The organism is Companilactobacillus huachuanensis (assembly GCF_005404815.1).
Taxonomy (GTDB): domain Bacteria; phylum Bacillota; class Bacilli; order Lactobacillales; family Lactobacillaceae; genus Companilactobacillus; species Companilactobacillus huachuanensis.
The window spans coordinates 56,343-77,732 of the sequence record NZ_BJDF01000009.1 but is presented as its reverse complement, the minus strand read 5'-3'; the positions used below and the strand labels follow the sequence as shown (position 1 = coordinate 77,732).

At 36.3% G+C, this 21,390-nt stretch carries 21 protein-coding genes; 8 read left to right on the top strand and 13 right to left on the bottom strand.

What is annotated here, in order from left to right; translation table 11 throughout:
• The first annotated feature begins 487 nt into the window (after window positions 1–487).
• Window positions 488–847 (top strand): hypothetical protein, encoded by a 360-nt coding sequence (locus FFM71_RS06655; protein WP_137611394.1) that lies wholly within the window; start codon window positions 488–490, stop codon window positions 845–847.
• A 43-nt stretch (window positions 848–890) separates the two neighbouring features.
• Entirely contained in the window at window positions 891–1,325 is a 435-nt protein-coding gene (locus tag FFM71_RS06650) for a helix-turn-helix domain-containing protein (protein WP_137611393.1), read from the top strand.
• Between the two features lie 567 nt (window positions 1,326–1,892).
• Here FFM71_RS06650 and FFM71_RS06645 read toward each other — a convergent pair.
• From FFM71_RS06645 to FFM71_RS06610, 8 genes are all read right to left on the bottom strand, one after another.
• The gene (locus tag FFM71_RS06645) at window positions 1,893–2,300 is read right to left on the bottom strand and encodes a hypothetical protein (protein WP_137611392.1); all 408 of its coding nucleotides are present in this window, start codon (window positions 2,298–2,300) and stop codon (window positions 1,893–1,895) included.
• Window positions 2,301–2,408: 108 nt separating this feature from the next.
• A complete protein-coding gene (locus FFM71_RS06640) occupies window positions 2,409–3,380 on the bottom strand; it encodes an ABC transporter substrate-binding protein (protein WP_137611391.1) in 972 nt (323 codons plus the stop codon).
• Window positions 3,381–3,508: 128 nt separating this feature from the next.
• Complete coding sequence (locus tag FFM71_RS06635) at window positions 3,509–4,996, bottom strand: SIR2 family protein (protein WP_137611390.1); 1,488 nt, start codon at window positions 4,994–4,996, stop codon at window positions 3,509–3,511.
• A gap of 284 nt (window positions 4,997–5,280) precedes the next feature.
• Window positions 5,281–5,784: a hypothetical protein gene (locus tag FFM71_RS06630; RefSeq protein WP_137611389.1), complete on the bottom strand. Its 504-nt coding sequence runs from the start codon at window positions 5,782–5,784 to the stop codon at window positions 5,281–5,283.
• Between the two features lie 230 nt (window positions 5,785–6,014).
• Window positions 6,015–7,526 (bottom strand): hypothetical protein, encoded by a 1,512-nt coding sequence (locus FFM71_RS06625; protein ID WP_137611388.1) that lies wholly within the window; start codon window positions 7,524–7,526, stop codon window positions 6,015–6,017.
• 369 nt (window positions 7,527–7,895) lie between these two features.
• Window positions 7,896–8,108: a DUF2922 domain-containing protein gene (locus tag FFM71_RS06620; protein ID WP_137611387.1), complete on the bottom strand. Its 213-nt coding sequence runs from the start codon at window positions 8,106–8,108 to the stop codon at window positions 7,896–7,898.
• Between the two features lie 13 nt (window positions 8,109–8,121).
• Window positions 8,122–8,328, bottom strand: coding sequence for a hypothetical protein (locus tag FFM71_RS06615; RefSeq protein ID WP_137611386.1), 207 nt, complete (start codon window positions 8,326–8,328; stop codon window positions 8,122–8,124).
• A 758-nt stretch (window positions 8,329–9,086) separates the two neighbouring features.
• On the bottom strand, window positions 9,087–9,512 hold the full coding sequence (locus FFM71_RS06610) for a hypothetical protein (RefSeq protein ID WP_137611385.1): 426 nt from the start codon (window positions 9,510–9,512) through the stop codon (window positions 9,087–9,089).
• A 324-nt stretch (window positions 9,513–9,836) separates the two neighbouring features.
• Here FFM71_RS06610 and FFM71_RS06605 point away from each other — a divergent pair, with 324 nt between their 5' ends.
• Window positions 9,837–10,709: a hypothetical protein gene (locus FFM71_RS06605; RefSeq protein ID WP_137611384.1), complete on the top strand. Its 873-nt coding sequence runs from the start codon at window positions 9,837–9,839 to the stop codon at window positions 10,707–10,709.
• Between the two features lie 213 nt (window positions 10,710–10,922).
• Here the strand turns inward: FFM71_RS06605 and FFM71_RS06600 are convergent, their stop codons facing one another.
• Entirely contained in the window at window positions 10,923–12,050 is a 1,128-nt protein-coding gene (locus tag FFM71_RS06600) for a hypothetical protein (RefSeq protein ID WP_137611383.1), read from the bottom strand.
• 368 nt (window positions 12,051–12,418) lie between these two features.
• On the opposite strand from FFM71_RS06600, the gene FFM71_RS06595 reads away from it, so the two are divergent.
• A complete protein-coding gene (locus FFM71_RS06595) occupies window positions 12,419–12,877 on the top strand; it encodes a hypothetical protein (protein ID WP_137611382.1) in 459 nt (152 codons plus the stop codon).
• Between the two features lie 429 nt (window positions 12,878–13,306).
• Here the strand turns inward: FFM71_RS06595 and FFM71_RS06590 are convergent, their stop codons facing one another.
• Window positions 13,307–13,561, bottom strand: coding sequence for an AbrB family transcriptional regulator (locus tag FFM71_RS06590; protein ID WP_137611381.1), 255 nt, complete (start codon window positions 13,559–13,561; stop codon window positions 13,307–13,309).
• Between the two features lie 463 nt (window positions 13,562–14,024).
• Here FFM71_RS06590 and FFM71_RS06585 point away from each other — a divergent pair, with 463 nt between their 5' ends.
• From FFM71_RS06585 to FFM71_RS13405, 3 genes are all read left to right on the top strand, one after another.
• Window positions 14,025–14,882 (top strand): SLAP domain-containing protein, encoded by an 858-nt coding sequence (locus tag FFM71_RS06585; RefSeq protein WP_137611380.1) that lies wholly within the window; start codon window positions 14,025–14,027, stop codon window positions 14,880–14,882.
• A gap of 889 nt (window positions 14,883–15,771) precedes the next feature.
• Window positions 15,772–16,143: a hypothetical protein gene (locus FFM71_RS06580; protein WP_137611379.1), complete on the top strand. Its 372-nt coding sequence runs from the start codon at window positions 15,772–15,774 to the stop codon at window positions 16,141–16,143.
• A complete protein-coding gene (locus FFM71_RS13405; protein WP_171000495.1) occupies window positions 16,143–16,313 on the top strand; it encodes a hypothetical protein in 171 nt (56 codons plus the stop codon). Before FFM71_RS06580 ends, FFM71_RS13405 begins: the two co-directional genes overlap by 1 nt.
• Window positions 16,314–16,441: 128 nt before the next feature.
• Here FFM71_RS13405 and FFM71_RS06575 read toward each other — a convergent pair whose 3' ends face one another.
• The 3 genes from FFM71_RS06575 to FFM71_RS06565 all read right to left on the bottom strand — a co-directional run bounded on the left by FFM71_RS06575 (window position 16,442) and on the right by FFM71_RS06565 (window position 20,620).
• Window positions 16,442–16,690 carry a P8 family protein gene (locus tag FFM71_RS06575; protein WP_137611378.1) on the bottom strand — a complete coding sequence of 83 codons (249 nt, stop codon included), beginning with the start codon at window positions 16,688–16,690 and terminating at the stop codon, window positions 16,442–16,444.
• 1,088 nt (window positions 16,691–17,778) lie between these two features.
• A complete protein-coding gene (locus FFM71_RS06570; RefSeq protein WP_137611377.1) occupies window positions 17,779–19,236 on the bottom strand; it encodes an APC family permease in 1,458 nt (485 codons plus the stop codon).
• Window positions 19,237–19,255: 19 nt separating this feature from the next.
• The gene (locus FFM71_RS06565; protein WP_137611376.1) at window positions 19,256–20,620 is read right to left on the bottom strand and encodes an aspartate aminotransferase family protein; all 1,365 of its coding nucleotides are present in this window, start codon (window positions 20,618–20,620) and stop codon (window positions 19,256–19,258) included.
• Window positions 20,621–20,848: 228 nt separating this feature from the next.
• Between FFM71_RS06565 and FFM71_RS06560 the strand changes: the two genes are divergently transcribed.
• Window positions 20,849–21,052, top strand: coding sequence for a hypothetical protein (locus FFM71_RS06560; RefSeq protein WP_137611375.1), 204 nt, complete (start codon window positions 20,849–20,851; stop codon window positions 21,050–21,052).
• Window positions 21,053–21,390 lie beyond the last annotated feature (338 nt).

Sequence of the window (21,390 nt, the reverse complement as noted above, 5' to 3'; positions counted from 1 at the left end):
CTTTAAATGATATTACCGATGTTGATGGATTCATCAATCCCCTTCAACTAAACACGCAAGACTTCACTACAAGGAATGCCAAGAAAATCGATGAACTAGATGACGAAACATTTTACGAAGTAATCACGATAATAAATGATTTAATTAGCTAATTAAAAGTTTAGGCAAAGCAAAGAGCAAATCTTACCGAAAAAGATTGGCTCTTTTAGTCATCGAATTACCCAATTACCCAATAATTTGATTCTAAATTAAAAATTATAATCCGCATCAACTGCTACTTCTAATTCTAAACCAGACGATAAGTTAAAATAATAATGATAATTTTTAGGATTTTCATTACTAAAATCCACTAAAAATCCTTCCTTATTATTCGAATTCAATTATTTACACTATAATTTAGTGAAAATATTTTGTTGCTCGTCAGCAACAAACCGTGATAAGATACTACCAGTATCAGACAATATATGAAATGGATGCGTAACAATAGTTGACTGATAAAATTGACAATAAAGAGGAAATCCAAGAACTTATACTTAAAATTAAGGATAAAAGAGAAATGTGGCAGCTTAGTCCCCGTCCAAAAAATTATAAAACCCTATCGGTTTTAAATATGAATGAAGATGATATTTTTGACAGAATTCAAGAAAACATATCATTGAACAATTACTCTTCTGGACCTTTACCAGATAATCACATCCCACCTGTAAAAGGTGATATTTGGATATTTGGACTTGTAATAGTTGGGATGAATTGTTACTTAAAATTTCAAGATAAACCCGCTGGTATTATTATGTGGATTTCAATCCATGAGCAAGAACACACTTTAAATTTCCCCTATTCACATTAATAGTAATTATATTGCTTATCTATTTTCTTACGAGGTGAAGAATATGAATGTAGAAAAAAAAGAATTCTATAATCCAGAAAAGGAAATAACAGAACTATACGAAAAAAAATTGTTAGTAGAAAAAATCAAAGTAAAAGACATGGATGATCTCGTAGTACTTCACTATTATTGGCAAGATTCTGATGGTGAACTTTGGAACAATTTTGACGACCCTATGGAAAATGTCAGAAATGATTTCTCAGCTTACAGATCTCGTGTCGGTTTTATGCAACCATGGGAACTAAAGAAATTAAGAGAAGATATTAAGATGACCGTTAGAGAATTTGGAGATTGGACTGGATTAGGATATGGAACTATTTCAAAAATAGAAAATAATCAGAAAATCCAAACCAAGTACCAGGATAGAATATTTCAATTAACTAGAGAAAAATTTGACGCTACTGGGTTCATTTCGGATAAAGAAATCTCAAATCATTAGAAAACTAAAGGTTGAAAGCTTAAGTATGCCGTTTCCAGAGCTGAGTGTATTCAATTGCTGCGCGGAACGTCCCGAGCCGAGGAGCGGTCTCGAACCTCGGTCGAAGCCTCGCAAAAACCGCGAGGCTTCAACGCCCGGTGGTGTAATTGCTGAAGCAATAACGCCACTTTCGCTGCAAATGAATACTCTCAGCTCTTCCAACTAGTTTTTTTAATATACGGAACAATAAAACAAAGATTTCTGAATATTTAAATAAATTAACTCTAGGCCTGTAATAGCAATCGTTAGATTACTTTTTCACCTTTCAGCCTTCAGTTAGAAAATAAATAATTGATTGTTAATAAATTAATGTTTCAAAATAAAAATTTAGACAACTTAAAAAAGCCAATCCCGACATAAGGATTGGCTTTTTAAATAATTGAATTACTCAATGATTTGATTTTTAATAGACCACAGCGTAACACCTGAGTTAACCGCTCAAATATTAAACCGGACGTTAAAAGCCTAAAAAAAACATTGCACTACACTAGCTAACAGAGACCAAATTTCTGACAAGAGTGGTGTCCGTTAACGGTTAATAATCTCGTGCAAGATTTGTAACGCTGGCAAAGTCTTTACGACCATAGCGAACTCTAGAATAGAGTCGCTATCATCTCGACGTTGCAAGTACAAACCTAATTGGTGCGCAGATAGAGGGTGTGGAAAACATCTCGAAGGAGCTCTCGTTAAAGCGGCTGAAAATGACACATCTTTCAACGGGGATAATTGAAATTGATTATCCGGATTACATAAGATCATCAACCATTGGGTGAAATGTTCAAGTTCCATATCATCCAAATCAATTGTAGCTAACCCCGTCGTGTTAATTATTTCGATGATTCGTAATTTTTCCAAAATTTCCATTGCAGCTTCCATATAAGCTACATCAACTGTGTTCAATGGACGTACATCGGACAGTTGTTCGACTGCTTCCATCTTGCATAACCTCATTCGGAATTATTTACACCCTCATTGCGGTGCTATTTAAATATAACTTACTTAAAACAAAAGAGATACCGCCAAATTGGGATATCTCAAAAAAAATTATTTAATATTTTTTATTTTAATCGTGTGTGATTTGTAGCTGATTTTACCGCTATAAAGCTTGTGATTCTTAGCATACTTGAAGGCACTGTTAAAATCAGACTTATTAACTTTATGAATCTTCTTGAAACTAACGTCAATATCAGTTAAAACCTTCGCACCCTTTTGATCAAAGTTCATCTTGTTAAGTGCAGTCCCGGCCATACCGTAACCACCGGACCTATCAAGCGACTTAATCTCTTGGTTCATAGTATCAACTAAAATTTGCATTGAAGAAGTATTCTTCTTAGCAAAAGCCTTGTTCATGATCAAAATACTACCATTATTAGCAGTCATCTTTTGACGATTCAAAATCTTACCACCATTAGCTTTGGCAGTACTCATCAATGGATCTTCTAAAACAGCTGCATCAATCGAGCCATCCTTCAGAGCATCGACACGGTCTTGCATAGCAGCAACTTCTTTAACCTTAATACTTGAGTACTTCATCTTATTCTTCTTTAAAACGTCCAATAAGTATTGCTTAGAAGCATCTGACTTGTCGATAGCAATTGTCTTACCCTTAAGACTCTTGATTGACTTGTATTTCTTGTTGGCAACTAAACCACTGTATCCAGGCAAAGCACCAGCAACCTTCCAGTCAGCATTAGCCTTTTTGCTAACAAGTCCGGCATAGCTAACTAAGTTCGTAACTGCAACATTAACAGTTCCATCTTTGATAGCAGTGTCTAATTGCTCGTTAGAGTCAAAAGTCTTCGTTTCAACAGAGATATTCTGATGAGTGAAATCACCCGCAGCATCAGCCATTAAAGCTGGTAGAGAGGCTGTATTCTTCAAGACGCCAATTGTGATTTTTTCATTGGCAGCAGTATCAGCCGCCTTTGCGGTACCAAGACCCATAAATGGCAATGTTCCCAAAATCAAAAGAACGGTCGCAATAATAATACCAATCTTTCTTAATTTACGTGACATAAAAAAACTCCCTTGTCTTTATATTAACAACACTTCTTAATCATAAGACATTGGAGTAGTTTATGCTAGATTCTTAGTAATTATTAAACGAAATACAAGTAATCTTTTTAAAATATCAAGCACTCTAGTTAGTTTTCATTTGCAACCTGATCAAAATGTTCTACCACTTGTAACATGCTATTATCTATTTTGGCTTGTAAATATATCTCATCCCATAGTTCACGATGATTTTTATAAAACTTTGGTCCTTCTTTCTTCCATGTTGAATCTGCCGACCAAGAAACGCCTAGTATTCCGGCCTCTCCTGTATGTTCCAAACAATAATTAAGATTTCTAGTGATTAATTCCATCCCACGCGGTGTAAACCAATCCATCTCAAAAGTGTCGATTATATACAAAATAAAATCTAAAAGGGAACTATATAATTTAAAATTACCATTCTCACTCGATTTTCCTCTGTAATACTGCATAACAATCACCAATGATTTATTAAAAATAATAGTTTGATCTGCTTCTGGCTTGCCCAATTCCTTCAAATTATCAAAATTTGCTTTAGCATCTTTTATTATATATGCCTCAGGACATTCGGATAAATCAGAATAATTTTCAATGATAAAATCAGTATAGTCTTCGTATGACTCGGAATCTGAAGAAAGCTTCTCAACGTCCTTAACAAGACTCTGAAATGGTTCATATGCATCTTTTTTGTCAGTCAACATCAAGTTATGCATATCCTCATTATATGATATCAATCTGCCCAATTTGTTTAAAAATGTACTGATAGAGTTTACGTCTATTCTTTCATAGCTCCCTCCATCGAATCGTTCTTTTTGATACTCCAAATCATCTTGTTGACCAACAAAGTTTGCCAAAACTACCGGAAAATTATCCTTATCATTAAATATTTGCTTACTTTGTTCCAATGCCGACAGCAAATTCAAATCCGATAGACTATAGCCTAATATTAATACAGGAGCTTCAGCCATCATTGTAAAAAGCTTTGATTCTCGATAGTTTCCTGGTTTAAACAAAGGTACGTAGTCCTCATGTGTGACAATTAAACTTGAGTAATTTTTACGATCACCATGAATATGATAAATTGGAATCATATCACTTGGAGCTGTCAATGGCTGATCAGGATCAATGGTATATCCTTTTTCACCTAAAATAGCTTCAAGCACTTCATCATAGTTAGTTGTCACTATCCATTTTATATTTAAACCTTCGAATAAGTTTTTATATTCTTCTGTTTCATTGCTTTCCGGAACCCAATTAACAAGTGCACGAATAATTTTTTTAACTTCATTTTTACTATTCTCATAAGTAATATTTCTTTCTTTTGCTAATAACTGACATACCTTTGTTGCAATTTGTGGAAGTGTTAATCCTTTTGATAGATCTTCATCAACATCTATGAAAGGTTGTTTTTTATCTTTGAAATCTGAAATATTTAAATATCTCGCAAGATCTTCAAAAAGTTCCTTCCAGTTTTTAGCCTGATTATCACCGTCATTGATCACGGCCTTAGAAAAACCAGCGCCAACAATTAATCCAACACCCCACTTTGATATTTCATCCGCCAAACTTACTATGCAATTAGTATAATTTTCGTCCAATGTGTATTCACCATACCCTTATCATTAGGTAAAATTATATAACTTTTAAATCATTATTTTCAAATTGATAACTCTTGAAAGCCATAAGTTACTTGTTTTAGTCTCATAAATAATCTGCTTTTACAGCCGTTATGGTTATTACACATTTACCATGTTTTGAATGTAGACAATCTACAACGTCTTACAAAAATATCTAAACTGATTTACAACAGAAAAAAGATAGTTGGAGGATACTTTTTCCCTTCAACTATCTTTTATATCAATTATTTAAGACTAACAAAAAATCACTTCCAAGCAGCAACATCGCCTGCTTTTACCCAGCCATTTGTTGACACTTTTACCCATGCAGGTAAACCAGAGGTATTCCATTGTCTTGCAACACCATTGTAGGCCCAAGTGCTATTTGCAGGTAATATTTGAGTAGTTAATCCACTAGTAGGTGAACTGTAGACATAAGTCAGTCGATTAACATATATACTTCCACTTTCGTCTCTAAGCTTATATGTATCATTTGTATTAATCCATTGATTAGGGGCAACCATTACATATGTATTACCGCTATCGCCAATTTGAATAGAATTATAAGCCCATGATGTCCCATTAGATAGGGTTCTGCCAGCAGGATCAGATGAACTTGGAGAAGCATAAACCGTTGCACCACTTGATTTATTAATCATAATAGTATTATTCAAGGCAGCGTTTGCGGTTTGCCCAGTACCACCCAAGAACATCACCGCAAATACAGCAATAATTGATGCTAAAACAGGTACTAAAACTTTCTTTTTCATAGCTTTCCCTCCTATATTTCAAATGCATTATATCATTTAATAATTTATCATTCAATAGGAAAAAATATATTCAGAAAGTATAATTGAATCACTCATCATATAAACTATATCAATATTTGTCATACACGGAGACTTTGAAACTACAAGCGTTTTGCAGAAAAAAACATTTTTAGATAAAAAAAAGACCCGCCACAGCGAGTCTTTTTTGGAACTTATTAAGCAACTAATTTCTAGTATGCTGTGTAAGTAACATTGTTACCTTGTAACCATTCGCCAGTAGCAACGTGATATACAGTTGTGCCTTCTGCGTTAACAGCTGACTTGTCTGTGTACCATGCTGTATCACCAGCAACGGCACGGTTTGTAACTTGTTTGCCATTATCGTCAAATAGTGGGTAAACGAAACCTGAAGGTCCAGCAGTAACAACTTTACCATTCAAGGCTTTAACGTCAGTGTAAGCACCTTCGCCAGTTGAAGTACTGTCTGAGAATGTTACGTTATTAGCGTCGATCCATTCGTCAGCACCAACACGGTATTGTTTGTTACCGTTAGCATCTGTACGAACAGCATTTGTTTGCCATGCAGTATTCTTAGCTAAAGCACGGTTTGTGATTGTAGCATTGTCACCATCTCTCAATGTGTAGTATGCTGCGTCACTCTTAGTTGTAACAACACCCTTAACATCTTCTGTTGTCCAGCTAGCATTTTGTGAAACTTTAACTTCTCGAACAAATGTCAAAGTAGTATCAGTAGCTTTCAAGTTAGCTTCTGTTTGACCTGACATTGCAGAACCATTAACAGTAACGGCATAACCATCTTTACCAGCTAAGTAGTTAGTAAGGATTGTATTAGCAGTAACAGTATTGTTATCAGAATCAGTACCTAGCTTGCCAGCCTTAAGAGTAATTGTTACTGGTTGGTAATAAGTCTTGTTTTCTGAACCAAATGTTGAATCACCAAAGTAATCTGAATCTGTTGTACCCTTGTCAGCAATAGCAGCTGAAAGTGACTTGTAAAGATTACCAGCAACAGTAGTTGCAGCATCATTATCTAATTCGATAGTGTTACCATTTTGGTCTTTAACAACACCATCAATTGTTGATGACAACTTAGCATTAACAGTTCTTGAACCGTAAGCTACGTTAAGAGGATTTGTATATGTAACATTCAAAGCCTTAACTTCTGAATAGTTGTTATCATTTGTTAGTGTGAAGTAACCTGTAACAGGTGTTTGTGCATCACCATCAGTATTATTGTACTTAATTTGGTAGTAATACTTGATGCTACCATTGTTCTTTGAAACATCATTGTACAATGTTGTGTTGTAGTTTGTGTAGTTGATCTTGTTGTTGTTTGAATCAACAGCATAAACCTTCATTGATGCATCAGCAGCTTTATCTGCTGAGCTACCTAAAACAGTAGAGTTTTGTGTTGACAAAGTACCATTAAGAATACCTGTACCAGCATATGTAGCAACTGGTTGATATGCATCATAGTTTGCTTTAAGAACAGCAGCTGGGTATGAACCATTTGTACTGTTATCACCATAAGTAGTATCAGTCAAAAGACCCTTTAATGCATTAACGGCAGTAGTAATATTGTCGTTAGTAATTTCGTTTGTTGTTGTAGCAGCTGATGTGTCATCACCTGTAGCAGCTTGTGAAACAACAGGAGCAGCGATAGGTGCAACAGCTAGAAGTGTTGCAGCAGCGATTCCTGCATATTTAATAGATTTTTTCAATGTTAATCCTCCCCTGGACTACAAGAATTTATTTTTTATTAATTGTCGTGGGGCTATCCCACTGACAACCATTATATGAAACTCTGGCTTATGAATCAACTCTAAATTGCAAAGTCTACCTTTTTGTAACAATTCTGTATTAAAAATCACAGTTCTGTAATAATCAAACAGATAACTATAACTAATTTGCTATTTTTTGACCAAAGTCAACCTTAAAATTACAAGTTCATTACAGCCGTTATTCCGACGTATTCCTTACAACTTCTAGCTCATCCAAAAGGGCCTACTCTTATTCTAGTCGAAATAAGTCGTAGGCTCAAGGTTTATCCTCTAATTATTTTAATTATTTTATCTAGATACTGCATAATTCTAAAGAACCTTGGTTTCAGTGCGTTCAATATAGCTGGCACCAAGTACTTCTTGAAAAAGTTGGACAGTATTTTGCTCAAAAAGTTTACTGGCACTAATCTTCGCCATCCCTGCTTTAACTTCTTCAGGCGTTAGATCAGCCTTAACATAGTTCAATACCAAGTTCTTCTTGTGACCTTCAGCAGTCTTAAATCGTAGTTGTAATTTTTTCATCAGTTATTCTCCTCTATTTTGCACTTTGTTGTGTGTATTTAACGATTTCTGAACCAAGATAAGAATCTCCATCTGATAGTAAAACCAAACCTGCAGCGAATTGTTCAATCTGTTCCTTTGTAGGTTCTTCCACAATATTGTTGAAACGGATCACTTTGATTCCCTTTGGATACTTGTCATTTCCCATGGTGATTGTGATAGCAGTTTTCTTCCAGCTCATTTGTCTGACCTCTTTATTATTATTTGTAAGAACTAACGGCCGTTAAGTAACTTACATAGATAGTAACGTTTGAGCATGGCGAAAACGGAAATACTATTTTCATTTTTTCTGCCGCCACCGGGTGCGAGGGGGGTCTAACCTGCTGTGGGACCGGCTCGAGCCAAGGTCTCGACCCTCGATTTTGAGCCGAAAATCGCGTCTCAAAATACGTCCTGTGCTGTAATGGCTAAAGCCATAACACCACTTTCACTGCTGGTTAGACTCCCTCGCACCCGGTGGCTAGTTTTTTTGATGATTATTGATGTTTGTTAGACTGCGATTTATGGATGAATTAATTCGAAAGTATGATGTCTTAATTAACAATCTGATCCAGATTCTTCCTATAATTGTTGGACATCAAGATTAATTCCAGAATCAATTCAAAGATCAATACCGAATTTCAGTAAATCTACTACCCAATCTATTCATGAATAGATTGGGTAGATAGTAAAGTAGACATTGTGTTGAACCACCGATTGTTTCGTTTTCGTAGACTATAACAATATCACGAAGGTACACCCAGTGGGTAAAAATCACGAAATGCGCAACCTCATGCAGATCATGAAGTTGCGCATTTTTTATTAGAACCATGAATAATCCCGGTATATATATATATGTTTTAAAGTCATTTAAATCCTGATTTGTATAGTTGTCACCCTAAATCAAATAATTACGAGTCAAATGATCCTAAATAGTAAGTACATTTTGTTGATTATCTTTTATTTGTTCTTAATTGGAAATATTTCCGAGTCCTTCTTATGATAATAGCGATATAGAAGTTCCCTTTCTTTCTCATCCTCATTATTAAAAGCGATGATTATACCTAAAGCAATAGCAATTATAATTAATGTAAAAGTTAGTCCTCCTATTACATTGAGCAAATAAAAATTAAGCTCTTTTTTATATCCTGTGAACCATTTTGACGAGTGCCCCTTGACATATGCATATTTTTGATAGAAACCCATAGTAACTGAGTACATAACTCCCATAAATGTTATGAATGAGAACATTACCGCCGAGAACCAAGTTGTAAAAGATTTAATATAACCAATATATCTATTCTCATCAAAATTATTAATTCTTAATTCCAACTCATCTTTCGAACACGTTGAATAATAATGTTCCAATCCCTTTATATCCTCCATTTTAATAATCCTCCTAATTTTTATTCATAAATAATTATACACAAATGAAAAACTTCTTTAAATTAATGAAATATCCCAGCCTCCGGTTGTCAGTGATGGAGCCCGCTGTGCAGGTGGAGTTAGGACGAGTGCACCTCTCGTTCTTACTCCACAGGACGACTTTTGAGACGCGAACTCCGGCTCAAAATCGAGGTTCGAGACCGCTCCCCAGGCTCGAACCGGTCCCATAGCGGGACTCCATCATCTGACAACCGGAGGCGGCATTTTTCAACACCCCCAGTTCCATGTTATAATCCAACCAGTATTAAATGGAGGAATCAAAAAATGAAAAAAGCTTTATTACTCGCAACAACAGGTTTGGCACTAATTCTAGCCGGCTGCAGTAATTCTTCATCATCAAGCAAAAGCACTGACAACAGTGCCGCTTATAAGACAGAAATGACCAAGGGTAACGACGCTGTCAGCGCCCAAAACTATACTAAGGCTGCTGATCACTTCGAGTCCGCCGTCAAAGCTAAGAAGACTGACAAAGCCACAGCTTCTGAAAAACAAGCTACTAACTTGGTAAAAGCTAAGAAATCGATGAACAATCGTCAATTTTCCGCCGCTAAAAAAGCTTTAACAATTGCTAAGAATCAAGAAAATGGCAATAAAAAAATGACTACTAAGGCAAAGACAATGCTCACGCAAGTTAAGAAGATCCAAGTAACTCGTAATAACTTTAAACTTGATATTAAAAATGCTAAGGCTTTGATCAAGTCTGGTTCCAATGACCAAGCTCGTTCATTACTAGAGCAAGTAACTAATTCTAAGGGCGTTAAGGGCAAGTATTACTCTGATCTTTACACGCAAGCTAAGGAATTGTTAGACTCGCTCCCTGCTGCTTCAGTGACTGCTACTAATGAAACTAATACTGATAGTAGTGATACTTCAACTGACAGCAATACTAGTACAACAACAACTGATGACCAAAGCAGTAATCCTGCATCTAAGGGTGACTTCGATGTTGAATCTCGTAAGGGTGAAGGTAAAGAAATTACTGACGCTGATATTGCTAACGCTCGTCAACAATTGACTGACCAAGGTGTTAAGACAGTTGGTGCTTGGAGTGACAACGATATTATCCGTGCTATCAAGAATGCTCGTGCTGATGGTCGTGATACTATCCAACCTTCTGATGCTAAGATTCGAAACTAATTTAATTCCATGTATCATGTATCATAGTAGAAAAGCATCCAATCAAATTGACTGGATGCTTTTTATTTTGGCAATAAATTGTTTAGATCGGTAATGACATCTACTTGATTGGGTCTGTCAGCTGAATTCATATGTCGAAATTTTAATTTGAATTCTCTTTTATCAATATTCTCAACCAATTCAATAAATTTTCAAATGGCATCAATTATTCCTCTAGATATTGTCTAGCATTTCTTCCAATTCAGAATCTACACGTTCATCATAATTTTCTTTTGACATCATCAAATACAAGTTAAAAGGATCAACTACATCCTCGGGGTATTCTTTATCTGCCTGTCTATAAAGTACGTTAAAAAATTGCAAATCATACTTTTGAACCTGAATTAAGAATTGCAAATCAGTATTAAATGGTTCCACAATTGATTCGCCGGTTTTCTTAATTACAGTATCTGACAATGTATTAAACATATCTTTGTCTGCGACAAATGTTTTTCTCCAATCATCCGAAATCATAGTTACTTTACTCAATGCTGTAAAACCACTCTTCATTAGTTTGGAATAATCTAAAGTTTCAACGACATCCTTGTTATCAACAGCATCAAACTTCAATTCTTTTCCATTCACAGGTGAAACTAGATATTCAAGTCCAGCTTCAAAGTATGCTCGGCTTCCTAATGGATACGTATATATTCGATCAACTGTTTCACCAGACGCCTTGAGTAGTCCATGAGAAATTAAATCATTGGTTGCTCTGGAAAAGCTAATTCTATTATGGATACCAATACGTTTACCGACACGGCTATAAAATTTTTGTCCGCCTTTAATAACCAATTGCTTCAGGTCATTAATTAAAATATTTTTATCACCCATCTCTACAAAGGCTACTCGATTTTTTTCTACTATAAGCATCATCATCAAAATGAACATATATAGTCTCTGACCAACAGGTAATAGAGTTTTGTTGTCGTTGAATATTTTTATTTTATTTGGAAACAATTTTGCCCCAAGAAAAGGAAGAAATATCTCTCCTTCTAGAGTTATAAAAGGGATTCCCTGCTTGATTAAGAATTTTCTATCATCCTTGCTCAATTGAGTAACCATTACAACAGAATTCAATTCATTATTTTCTTTTATTCTTTGGATTATAACAGCTGCTCTTTTAACACTTCTGGTCTGGTAATCTATGAGATTGATTTCTCTATTAAGAATTGAGGCACAATAAACTACTGATACCTTCTTGTCTAAATTTGACATTGGTATCTCGAGTTGCTTCTTTATCTCTACCGATATTCCGCTCTCTCTTCTGAAATAATCTAATTTATCAGAAATATTATTCATCATATTAATTTTCCTTTTGTAACATTTTTTATCGTATTGTTTCATCGCAATGTTACGATGTCCAAAATAATGTTACAAATGGCTAAAAAATCAATATTCAGTGGATATGTCAGCGTTAATCATGTCCATTCATACAGTATATTTATTCTACAAATAAAAGAAGAACAACAAGAGCTTTCTGCAGTTGTTCAATAGACACATTCCTAAATTCAAGAAATTGTAACATTATTTTTTTGATTGCAACATTATAATGTTGCAATTGTTTTTTTTAATGTTGCAATTCAATTTATCGAAATAAAAGCAAATTGTTAAAGTCTCAAAAAAATCAGTATAATAGTATACGTTATATTTAATACACGTAGGAGATACACATGACCGAGGCAAAAGTAAAAAAGCACACGACCCGAGCTATCTGGATCGTCTGCATTTTAATATTAATGGGGGCTTTTGGAATTCCTCAACTATATCGGAATTATCATTCAGCGCCCTACTGTTACTCTTCGGGCAATCAGATAACCTTAGAGAGCAAACAGACGCACAAGTTGAATAAATATCAGAAAAAACAATTTATCAAAATGGCTCGAACGGCAATCGACAAAAAAGATGGCCCCTTTGACTGGGGCAATTACCAAAATGTTTCTATTAATGTCTATAAAATGAAGAAGCCATCTGAATATGGTCTGATCTACAAAGTCAGACCAACCATCCGTTCTAAGCAACATACAATCACCAATTCAATCATCGTAAAATTGGCTGATCGTGATTTGAAAACTTATCATAAGTTTAGTATTAAGGGGTATTCTTCAGACTTTTCCAATTTTATGAACTAGGCCGTCTCCGGAGCTGAGCGAGAAGTATTTCGCCTGCTGTGGGACCGGCTCGAGCCAAGGTGCGGTCTCGAGCCTCGATTTTGAGCTTCGCCTGGACCGCGAATCTCAAAATACGTCCTGTGCTGTAATGGCTAAAGCCATAACACCACTTTCACTGCTGGTGAATACTTCTCACTCAGCTCCTCCGACTCATTGGGTTGGAGGTTTTTTATTTGTTTTAGTTTTGTGATTTAAGGACTAAAAAAGCAAGATCTGAAAAGCAATAATGCTTTGTTCCTTGATATTTGGACTATTCGGTATATTTAGTTAACCACCTTCGGTGATACATCCAGTAACTTCAAAAATTTTTAATATTATAATATCGTAGGTTTTAAAACGTTGTCAGTGTTCAAAAAAGCCACTTTAAAAATATGTTTGCCGTCAGAAATATCATAAATTCTCTAGTCGCTTCATAATATCCTCATGTTCATCATAAATATTATTGGCTGCTTCAAGAATATTCGAAGTGGCACTCTCTACTTTTTTGAATGTTATCTCTTTTCCGTCAGGCGAAACAATCTTTTCAAATTCAGTCCCTTCATCAGCCTTCATAAACTCGCAATCCTTTTCCGATATTCTAAAAGCATACGTATTTCCATTTTTGAACATCTTAACCTCTTGATTTAGTGACTCAGGATTAATCATTAGCTATCACCCTCCGTTCTATGTATATATTATTATGCAGTTCACACACAGTCCATAAATACTTCTCAATTTACTGCTACTGTTTTCCTAGAGATACGTTTAACCATACTACCGAATCAAAGTAATCCACTGCCCACTAAAAAAACTTAGCCTTCGGGTGTGAGTGATGGAGCCAGCAGTGACAGTGGAGTTAGGACGGTGCACTTCCGTTCTTACTCCACAGACGTATTTTGAGATTCGCGGTTTATGCGAAGCTCAAAATCGAGGTTCGAGACCTTGGCTCGAACCGGTCTCACAGCGGCGGAATCACTCACACCCGAAGGCGGCACACACCAAAAAAGTAAAATCTATTTTTAAAGATTTGATAACATTTCCATTAACTGTTTCTTAAAGCTATTGCGAATTTACTGATTGCATTATAGGTTTAACGTGAACCGCAAAATAAAACGAGGAGGTTTAATTGATGAAAAAGAATAAAGTTTTAATCGGCTCAGCATTAGCTTTGTTAATCGCTCCAACCGTCCTGTCTAATTTGTCACCTCAAAGCGTAAGTGCGGCAGATACAGCAGAAGTTGGTGGTTTAGTCGGAACTGTCACTGGTAGTGGAGTCTTGGTTAATGACCAAGGTCAAACTATCACCAGCACTTTTCTTCCAAACAATAGTGCTTGGAAACTCGGTAACACTAAACAAATCAATGGCGTAACATATTATCAAGTTGCTACGAATGAATGGATTGCTGCTAATAATTTAAATATCAGTAGTCAAACTCAAGCTGCTCAAACGCAATCACAGGTACAAACTAGTTCATATGAAACTCAAGTTGCCAATTCAGGTCAAATTGGAACAGTTAAATGGGCAACGGCCGTCGTCAACAGCCAAGGTCAAGCAGTCAGTGGCGTTATATTACCAGCTGGTTCATCTTGGAACGTTGGTCAAACTGTTACTCTTAATGGCGAAAGTTATGTTCAAATTGCAACTGATGAATATGTTGCAGCAAGTAATTTGAACATCGCTACACCTCAAGCTGCGACTCAGACCGAAACACAGCAGACTCAACAATCTGAACAACAACAGCCCGTTGTAGGTACAGTTGTTAATGGTCCTGCTGATGTCTATGACACTTCGATGGATTCATTTTCAGGACGTCAATTACAAGAGGGCTCTCAATGGAAAGTTGGCCAACAAGTTCAAAACAAATATGGTTATACTTTCTATCAAGTTTCAACTAACGAATGGACTCAAAGTTCAAACATGCAAGTAAATCAAGCCGATCAAAATGTTACCAGCGAACCAGAATTTGCGACATCAGTTACACAATAATTAGGGATATTTCTATTTTTCACAATTTCTTCACATTTACCAACTATTATAGAAAGTGGTAAGCAAGAATTTCGAATTACTAAAAGATATGAGAAGTATATATAAACAAACTAATACAATCTCCCTCCCTAATATAGAAGAAGTCTCCCCTTGTGGGAGGCTTTTTTAGTGTCTAACTAAAGGTTGAAAGTTTAGTTAAGTATGCCGTTTCCAGAGCTGAGAGTATTCAATTGCTGCGCGGAACGGCCCGAGCCAAAGAGCGGTCTCGGACCTCGGTTGAAGCCTCGCAAAACCCGCGAGTCTTCAACACGCCCGGTGGTGTAATTGCTAAAGCAATAACGCCACTTTCGCTGCAAATGAATACTCTCAGCTCTTCCAACTAGTTTTTTTACGAAAGAAATAATAAAGCGAAAACTCCTAATTATTTAAATAAATTAACTCTAGGCTGTAACAACAACTGTAATGATTTTGCAGCTTTTAACTATGGTCCCGTTGATGCTGGACTTTGGGAAAAGTACAAATTTAATTATCGTTCAAAAATAGAGCCTTCATTTAAATCAGATATCATTTCCATTTCCCCTGTAGTTAGTAAACTGATAAAAGTTGGAGAATATGAACATATTAAAAATATTCTAGACTCTATAACAAAGGATAAACGTACAATTGAAGATCCATACTTCCTAAAGGATCTTACTCATAAAAGTGACACTCCTTGGACAATATCATATGACGAACATCAAAATAATAAAATAACCGATGAAATGATTTATAAATATCATGCACACGAACGTGTCTATTAGCTCAAAAGCCTCCTTATCTGGGAGACTTTTTTTGTTATCTAAATTTGTTCAGACTATAATTAAATTAATAATTGCGAGGGGTGATAAATTTGACTGAAAGCAAAAAATTATCTGACGTTACTCAAAAAATCGATGATTTTAATGATGAAACCAAGCTTAACTTAAAGTTACATGTTGAACATGAGTTGCATGAACACGATAGAGTTTTACCTGACGGCCTTTCTTACGGTATTATTCATGAGGAAATCGAAGAGGCTGTTGATAAGCGAATAGATGAATTTACCAAGAACACTGACCTAAAACCTAAGGAGTTGTACGCCTACCTCGAATTACAACTGGCGCAAGATTCCAGCCTTTCGAAACGACAATTACATTACTTAGCCTATGATCATCTAGCTCGTGAAACGTCAAATCGCTTTCTTAGAAAAATGTTCAAAGTTATGCGTAGGAGGATGAAATAATGAAAAGATTTTCTGAGTCCAAAGCTCCAAAAGTTGTTGTTAATTTCATTGTTCATCAATCGGCCAACTTTATTGCCAGCAAAGAATTTAAGAAACGCGTGATGGACTTCCTATTTAATGTCGTTGATGACGTGGTTACTATGGTTTATAACGATTCCAAGTCAAAATAAAAGATAGAATTTCCAAAACTGAAAATTCTATCTTTTTTTATATCATGTTATATATTAAAATTATTTAAAAAAATGCAAAAAAAATCCTTTAGACATCACATCTTGAAGTCTAAAGGAAAATTAAAGATTTATTTTTTAAGGTTCTTTTCGACAAAGTCGCGAACATCGTCATCCTTCATATCGAGGAATGGTTTTTCAGCTTCTTCAGTCTTAACTGTATCGTGATTGTTGTTCTCCATGAAATAATCCCAGATTGCGTCACGAACAACTGTCTTATCATCGCTCCAGTCGAAAGCCTCACTCATCTTTAGGTTTAATACTTCTGGTTCTTTTGCAATGGCTGCATCAGCCATCTTTGATGGATCTACTTCTGCCATAATTCAACAACCTCCTTTGTTACAAGACCCATTATAGTTCTATTCCGAAAAAGTGACACACTAAATGCCCATAATTTTTTACTATTTTATTAATTGGCATTATCTTTTCACTGATAAGAGTTAATATCACTGTGTTCTATAAATAAATAATACCTTTTATACATTTTGTACAACAAATTCGATTGGATTTTGAGTACATTTTTTGAAACACTCATGATATACTTAATTCTCACACCAGTCTGTGTGTGAATCTCCTTACAACATAGAAGAACACATAAGGTCATCCATATTAGTCCAGATATGGTTGGCCTTTTTGCATTATTTAAACTGCCCATATTATTCTGGCAATTAGCAGGCTATTGGGCAAACTAATTGACTATCTAGAGACAATATAGTATTCTTCTACACATGAAATGACGATTCGATCGTCAGCTGGCCTAGGTACTGCCGAAAGCTAGTCAGATTTACCCATAGCCGAGTTGAGAGTGCACTCTCAACTCTTTTTTTGTCCCCAAAATTTCTTAACTACCTTTACCATATCAACCCATCGGCTAATTTATTCCAATAACAGATCTCCACACAGTAGTTGACTGTCCAAAATTAGCATAGTAGTATTGAAAATATGAAATGACGATTCGATCGTCAGCTAGCCTAGGTACAGCCGAAAGCCAGTCAGATTCATGGAGCCCGGAGTGCACTCTCGGCTCTTTTTTTGTTCATAAATTACTTACCTAAAGGTTGAAAGGTGAAAAAAATGTAACCATTGTTGTTACAACCCTAGAGCTAATTTATTTACATAAGCAGAAGTTTTCATTTTATTGTTCTCGCCATAAAAAAATAAATTAGTTGGAAGAGCTGAGAGTATTCATTTGCAGCGAAAGTGGTGTAATTGCTTCAGCAATTACACCACCGGACGCGTTGAAGACTCGCGGGTTTTGCGAGGCTTCAACCGAGACTCGAGACCGTTCTTTGGCTCGAGCCGTTCCGCGCAGCTAATGAATACTCTCAGCTCTGGAAACGGCATAATACATCAAACTTTCAACCTTTAGAAAACCAAACCAAAAAAGCAGCCTCCGAAGAGTGCTGCTTTATTTATTATTCTTTTTTTCAGCATCAGCTTTCTTACCTAATGTGGAATGATGCATCCCATAAGCAAAGTACACAATCAAACCAATGGCAAACCAGATACCGGCGTATGTCTTAGCTTGAATATCAAGTCCCCAGAAAATAATCAGTGAACCGATAAATCCAAGCGCAGGTAAAACTGGATAAAATGGAACTTTGAAATCGGGCATATTGATATCTTTACCCTCACGTTTTCTCAATGGATAAATTCCCAATGAAACAAACATGAATGCAATCAACGTCCCCGCTGAGATCAATTGTGCCAAGAATGCGAATGGACAAAAGGCTCCAATCAAAATACCAACAATAGTAAGTACTAATAACGCATGATTAGGAAGATTATTTTTGTTCAACTTACCTAACCAACTTGGCAACATTCCGTCTCGTCCAAATGAATAAACTAGTCGTGAACCAGCTAACATCATTCCTATCAACGCGGTAAACATCCCGATAACGGCAATTGCCTGAATGATACTGGCAATAATTGGATGTCCCGCATGTCTCAAGGCCCAACCAACTGGTTCAGCATTGTTAGCGTATGAAGAATATTTGAACATCCCAACGAGCACTAGCGCAACGGCTACAAACAAGACAACAGCAATCATTAGTGAACCTAGAATACCACGAGGCATTGTTTTCCCAGGATCCTTAGCTTCAGCGGAATTAGCAGCAATGGAATCAAATCCAATATATGATAGGAAAATCATTGAAACACCAGCGTAAATTCCTTGCCAACCACCAAAGGCAGTTCCATCAGGATTAACACGATATTTAGGAATAAACGGGAAATAATTTTTCACGTGAATAGCCGTCATACCAACGACAATAAACGTTAAAACGGCCAAAACTTTTAGCACAACTAGCACATTTTCAACTTTGGCAGCACCACCGGCACCATGGGAAATCAGCCACGCTACAGCTGCAATTACGACCACGGCGACCAGATCGACGACACCACCATTACTTCCAAAGGTATTAGCAATGGCATTCGGGAAATGAACTCCCAAAGGCTCCAACAATCCTCTGAAATTGGCAGATAATCCGGAGCCAACGAAGGCTAATGCGATGAAGTACTCTGCTAGTAAGGCCCAACCAGCAACCCAACCGAAGAATTCACCAAACATTACGTTGATCCAAGAATACGCTGAACCTGCGAATGGCATTGCAGCGGCCATTTCTGCATAGGCAAAGGCAACCAAACCAGCAACAATTGCGGCAACGATAAATGAGAACACTACTGACGGACCAGTATGCTCAGCGGCAACGACTCCGGGCAGTGTAAAGATTGACGTCGAAACAATTGTCCCAACACCTAAAGCCAAAAAATCCTTAACTGTTAAAACTCGAACTAAATGTGAATCTTTATCCTCGTATATACTCGGATCTTCTTTTAAGGTCAAACGTTTAAAAAAATCACTCATAAAAAATTCTCTCCCTTATTTACCAACCTATTTTTTCGTTATTTGGAATAATTACTTGATTATTTTCTGCCGCGGCAAAAGCGTCATCCAAAACATCCAACGCTTTGTCCAATTCTTCAGGGCTGATTACTAGTGGCGGTTGAAATCTAAGAATATTGCCTTTTAATGTAATCATAACAACACCATGTTGAAAAGCATAATAAATCACTTTGTTAGCAAAATCGGGATTTGGTTCTTTGGACTCACGATCCTTAACTAATTCAATTCCACCATCGAGACCATACATTCTCACATCCCCAATTTCTTGGTAATGCTTTTGCATCTCTTTAAAACGTGCTTCAGCGTGAAAACCGCCTACAGTCGACTTCTCCAGTAAATCTTCTTCTTCCAAAACGTCCAAAGTTGCTAAGGAAGCGGCACAACAAACGGGGTTTCCAGCAGTAGTAAAGACGTGTGCTGGTGAATCAAGGCTTTCCATAATTTCTTTTCTACCGATTGTAGCTGACAGAGGCATTCCGGAAGCAAGCGACTTTCCCACTGACATCAAGTCGGGTTCGATGCCATCGAATTGTTGGTAACTCCACATTTTACCAGTACGTCCCATGCCTTGATTAACTTCATCAACAGCAAAGAGAATTCCATGTTCATGGCAGTAGTCATAAACTAATTTCATATATTCGTCCGGAGCTTTACGAATACCCCCATCACCTTGAATCGGTTCAATCAATACACAGGCAACTTCATCTGGTGGTAAAAAACTTTCAAACGGTTCCTTGAAGGCCTTAAAGTACCGTAACGATACGTCATGCTCAGTTTCATTAGAATAACGGCGATACAAATCCGGGTATGGCACATGAATGACACCAGGCATCAATGGACCCATCTTGCGAGTCATATTCAAACTGACACCGGACAAAGCCATGGAGCCAAAAGTTGAGCCATGATACGCATCCATGTATGAAACAATGTATTGACGACCGGTATAGGCTCTGGAGAATTTAATAATTGCATCGTTAGCCTCAGATCCAGAATTTGAGAAAACAACTTTCTTCTCAGAACCGGGAACTAGCTTAACCAAACGTTCAGCCAATTTTTGTCCAGGACGGTGATGAAAATAGGCAGGTGTGTAATGAATCAGTTTTTCGGCCTGCTCTTGAATTGCTCTAACTACTTTTTCATTAGTATGACCAACGTTGATAGCAGACGCGCTTGCCAACAAGTCAATATACTCGTTTCCATCAGCATCGATCAAAGTTGCATCGTGGGCTGATTCTATGACCAAATCATAATAGTTAATACGAGATGCTTGAGCGTAATACTTATTTTCGTTTTGAATCAAACGGTGATCCACCTCGTGGTCATGATCTACATTTTGCGTTGTCATAAAGACACCTCCTAATTTTTTTATTGTTGAAATATTGATATTTTAATGGTTTTTTAATTTAGTTGCAAGAATTTTATGAAAGTTAAATCCTACATAATCAAAGGAAACACGTGTAGTACACCGCTATGACTGTATATTTGGGTTAAAGATAAATTAAAAACTTTTTAATTTATGAGCAGTTGCTAATAATTAACTCAGGAACTATTATGTTGTCGGAGGTATTTAACAATGATTAATGATGACAAAAAATTGTTAGAATACATGTCGGATTTTTACAGAACTCCTGCTAGTTTATTGGAACAAAAATATACTATGGCAGAACTTCAAGATGCTTATAACGAGATTGTTCAGAAAACTCGCTATCAAAAATATTTAGATAATGATAAGTCACTTCCCAGTGAGTATGTAATTCAGGAATTTAGTCCATTGTGATATTAGATATCATAATAATTTGAATATAAGGTCACACATAGTCAATCAAAAAGAACACCTCAAATGAGATGTTCTTTTTTAATTTAGTAATATTTTTATACCATTATTATATTGTAAATATCCCGTCTACAGAGCTGGGAAATATTCACTTGCTGTGCGGAACGGCTCGAGCCTGGGAGGCGTCTCGAACCTCGGTTTGAAGCCTTGACATAGTGCGTCAAGTCTCCAAACACGCCCGGTGTTGTAATGGCTAAAGCCATAACAACACTTCCACGGCACACAAATATTTCCCAGCTCTTCCGACTAATTAATCGTTATTAATTGAATGCAGGAATATT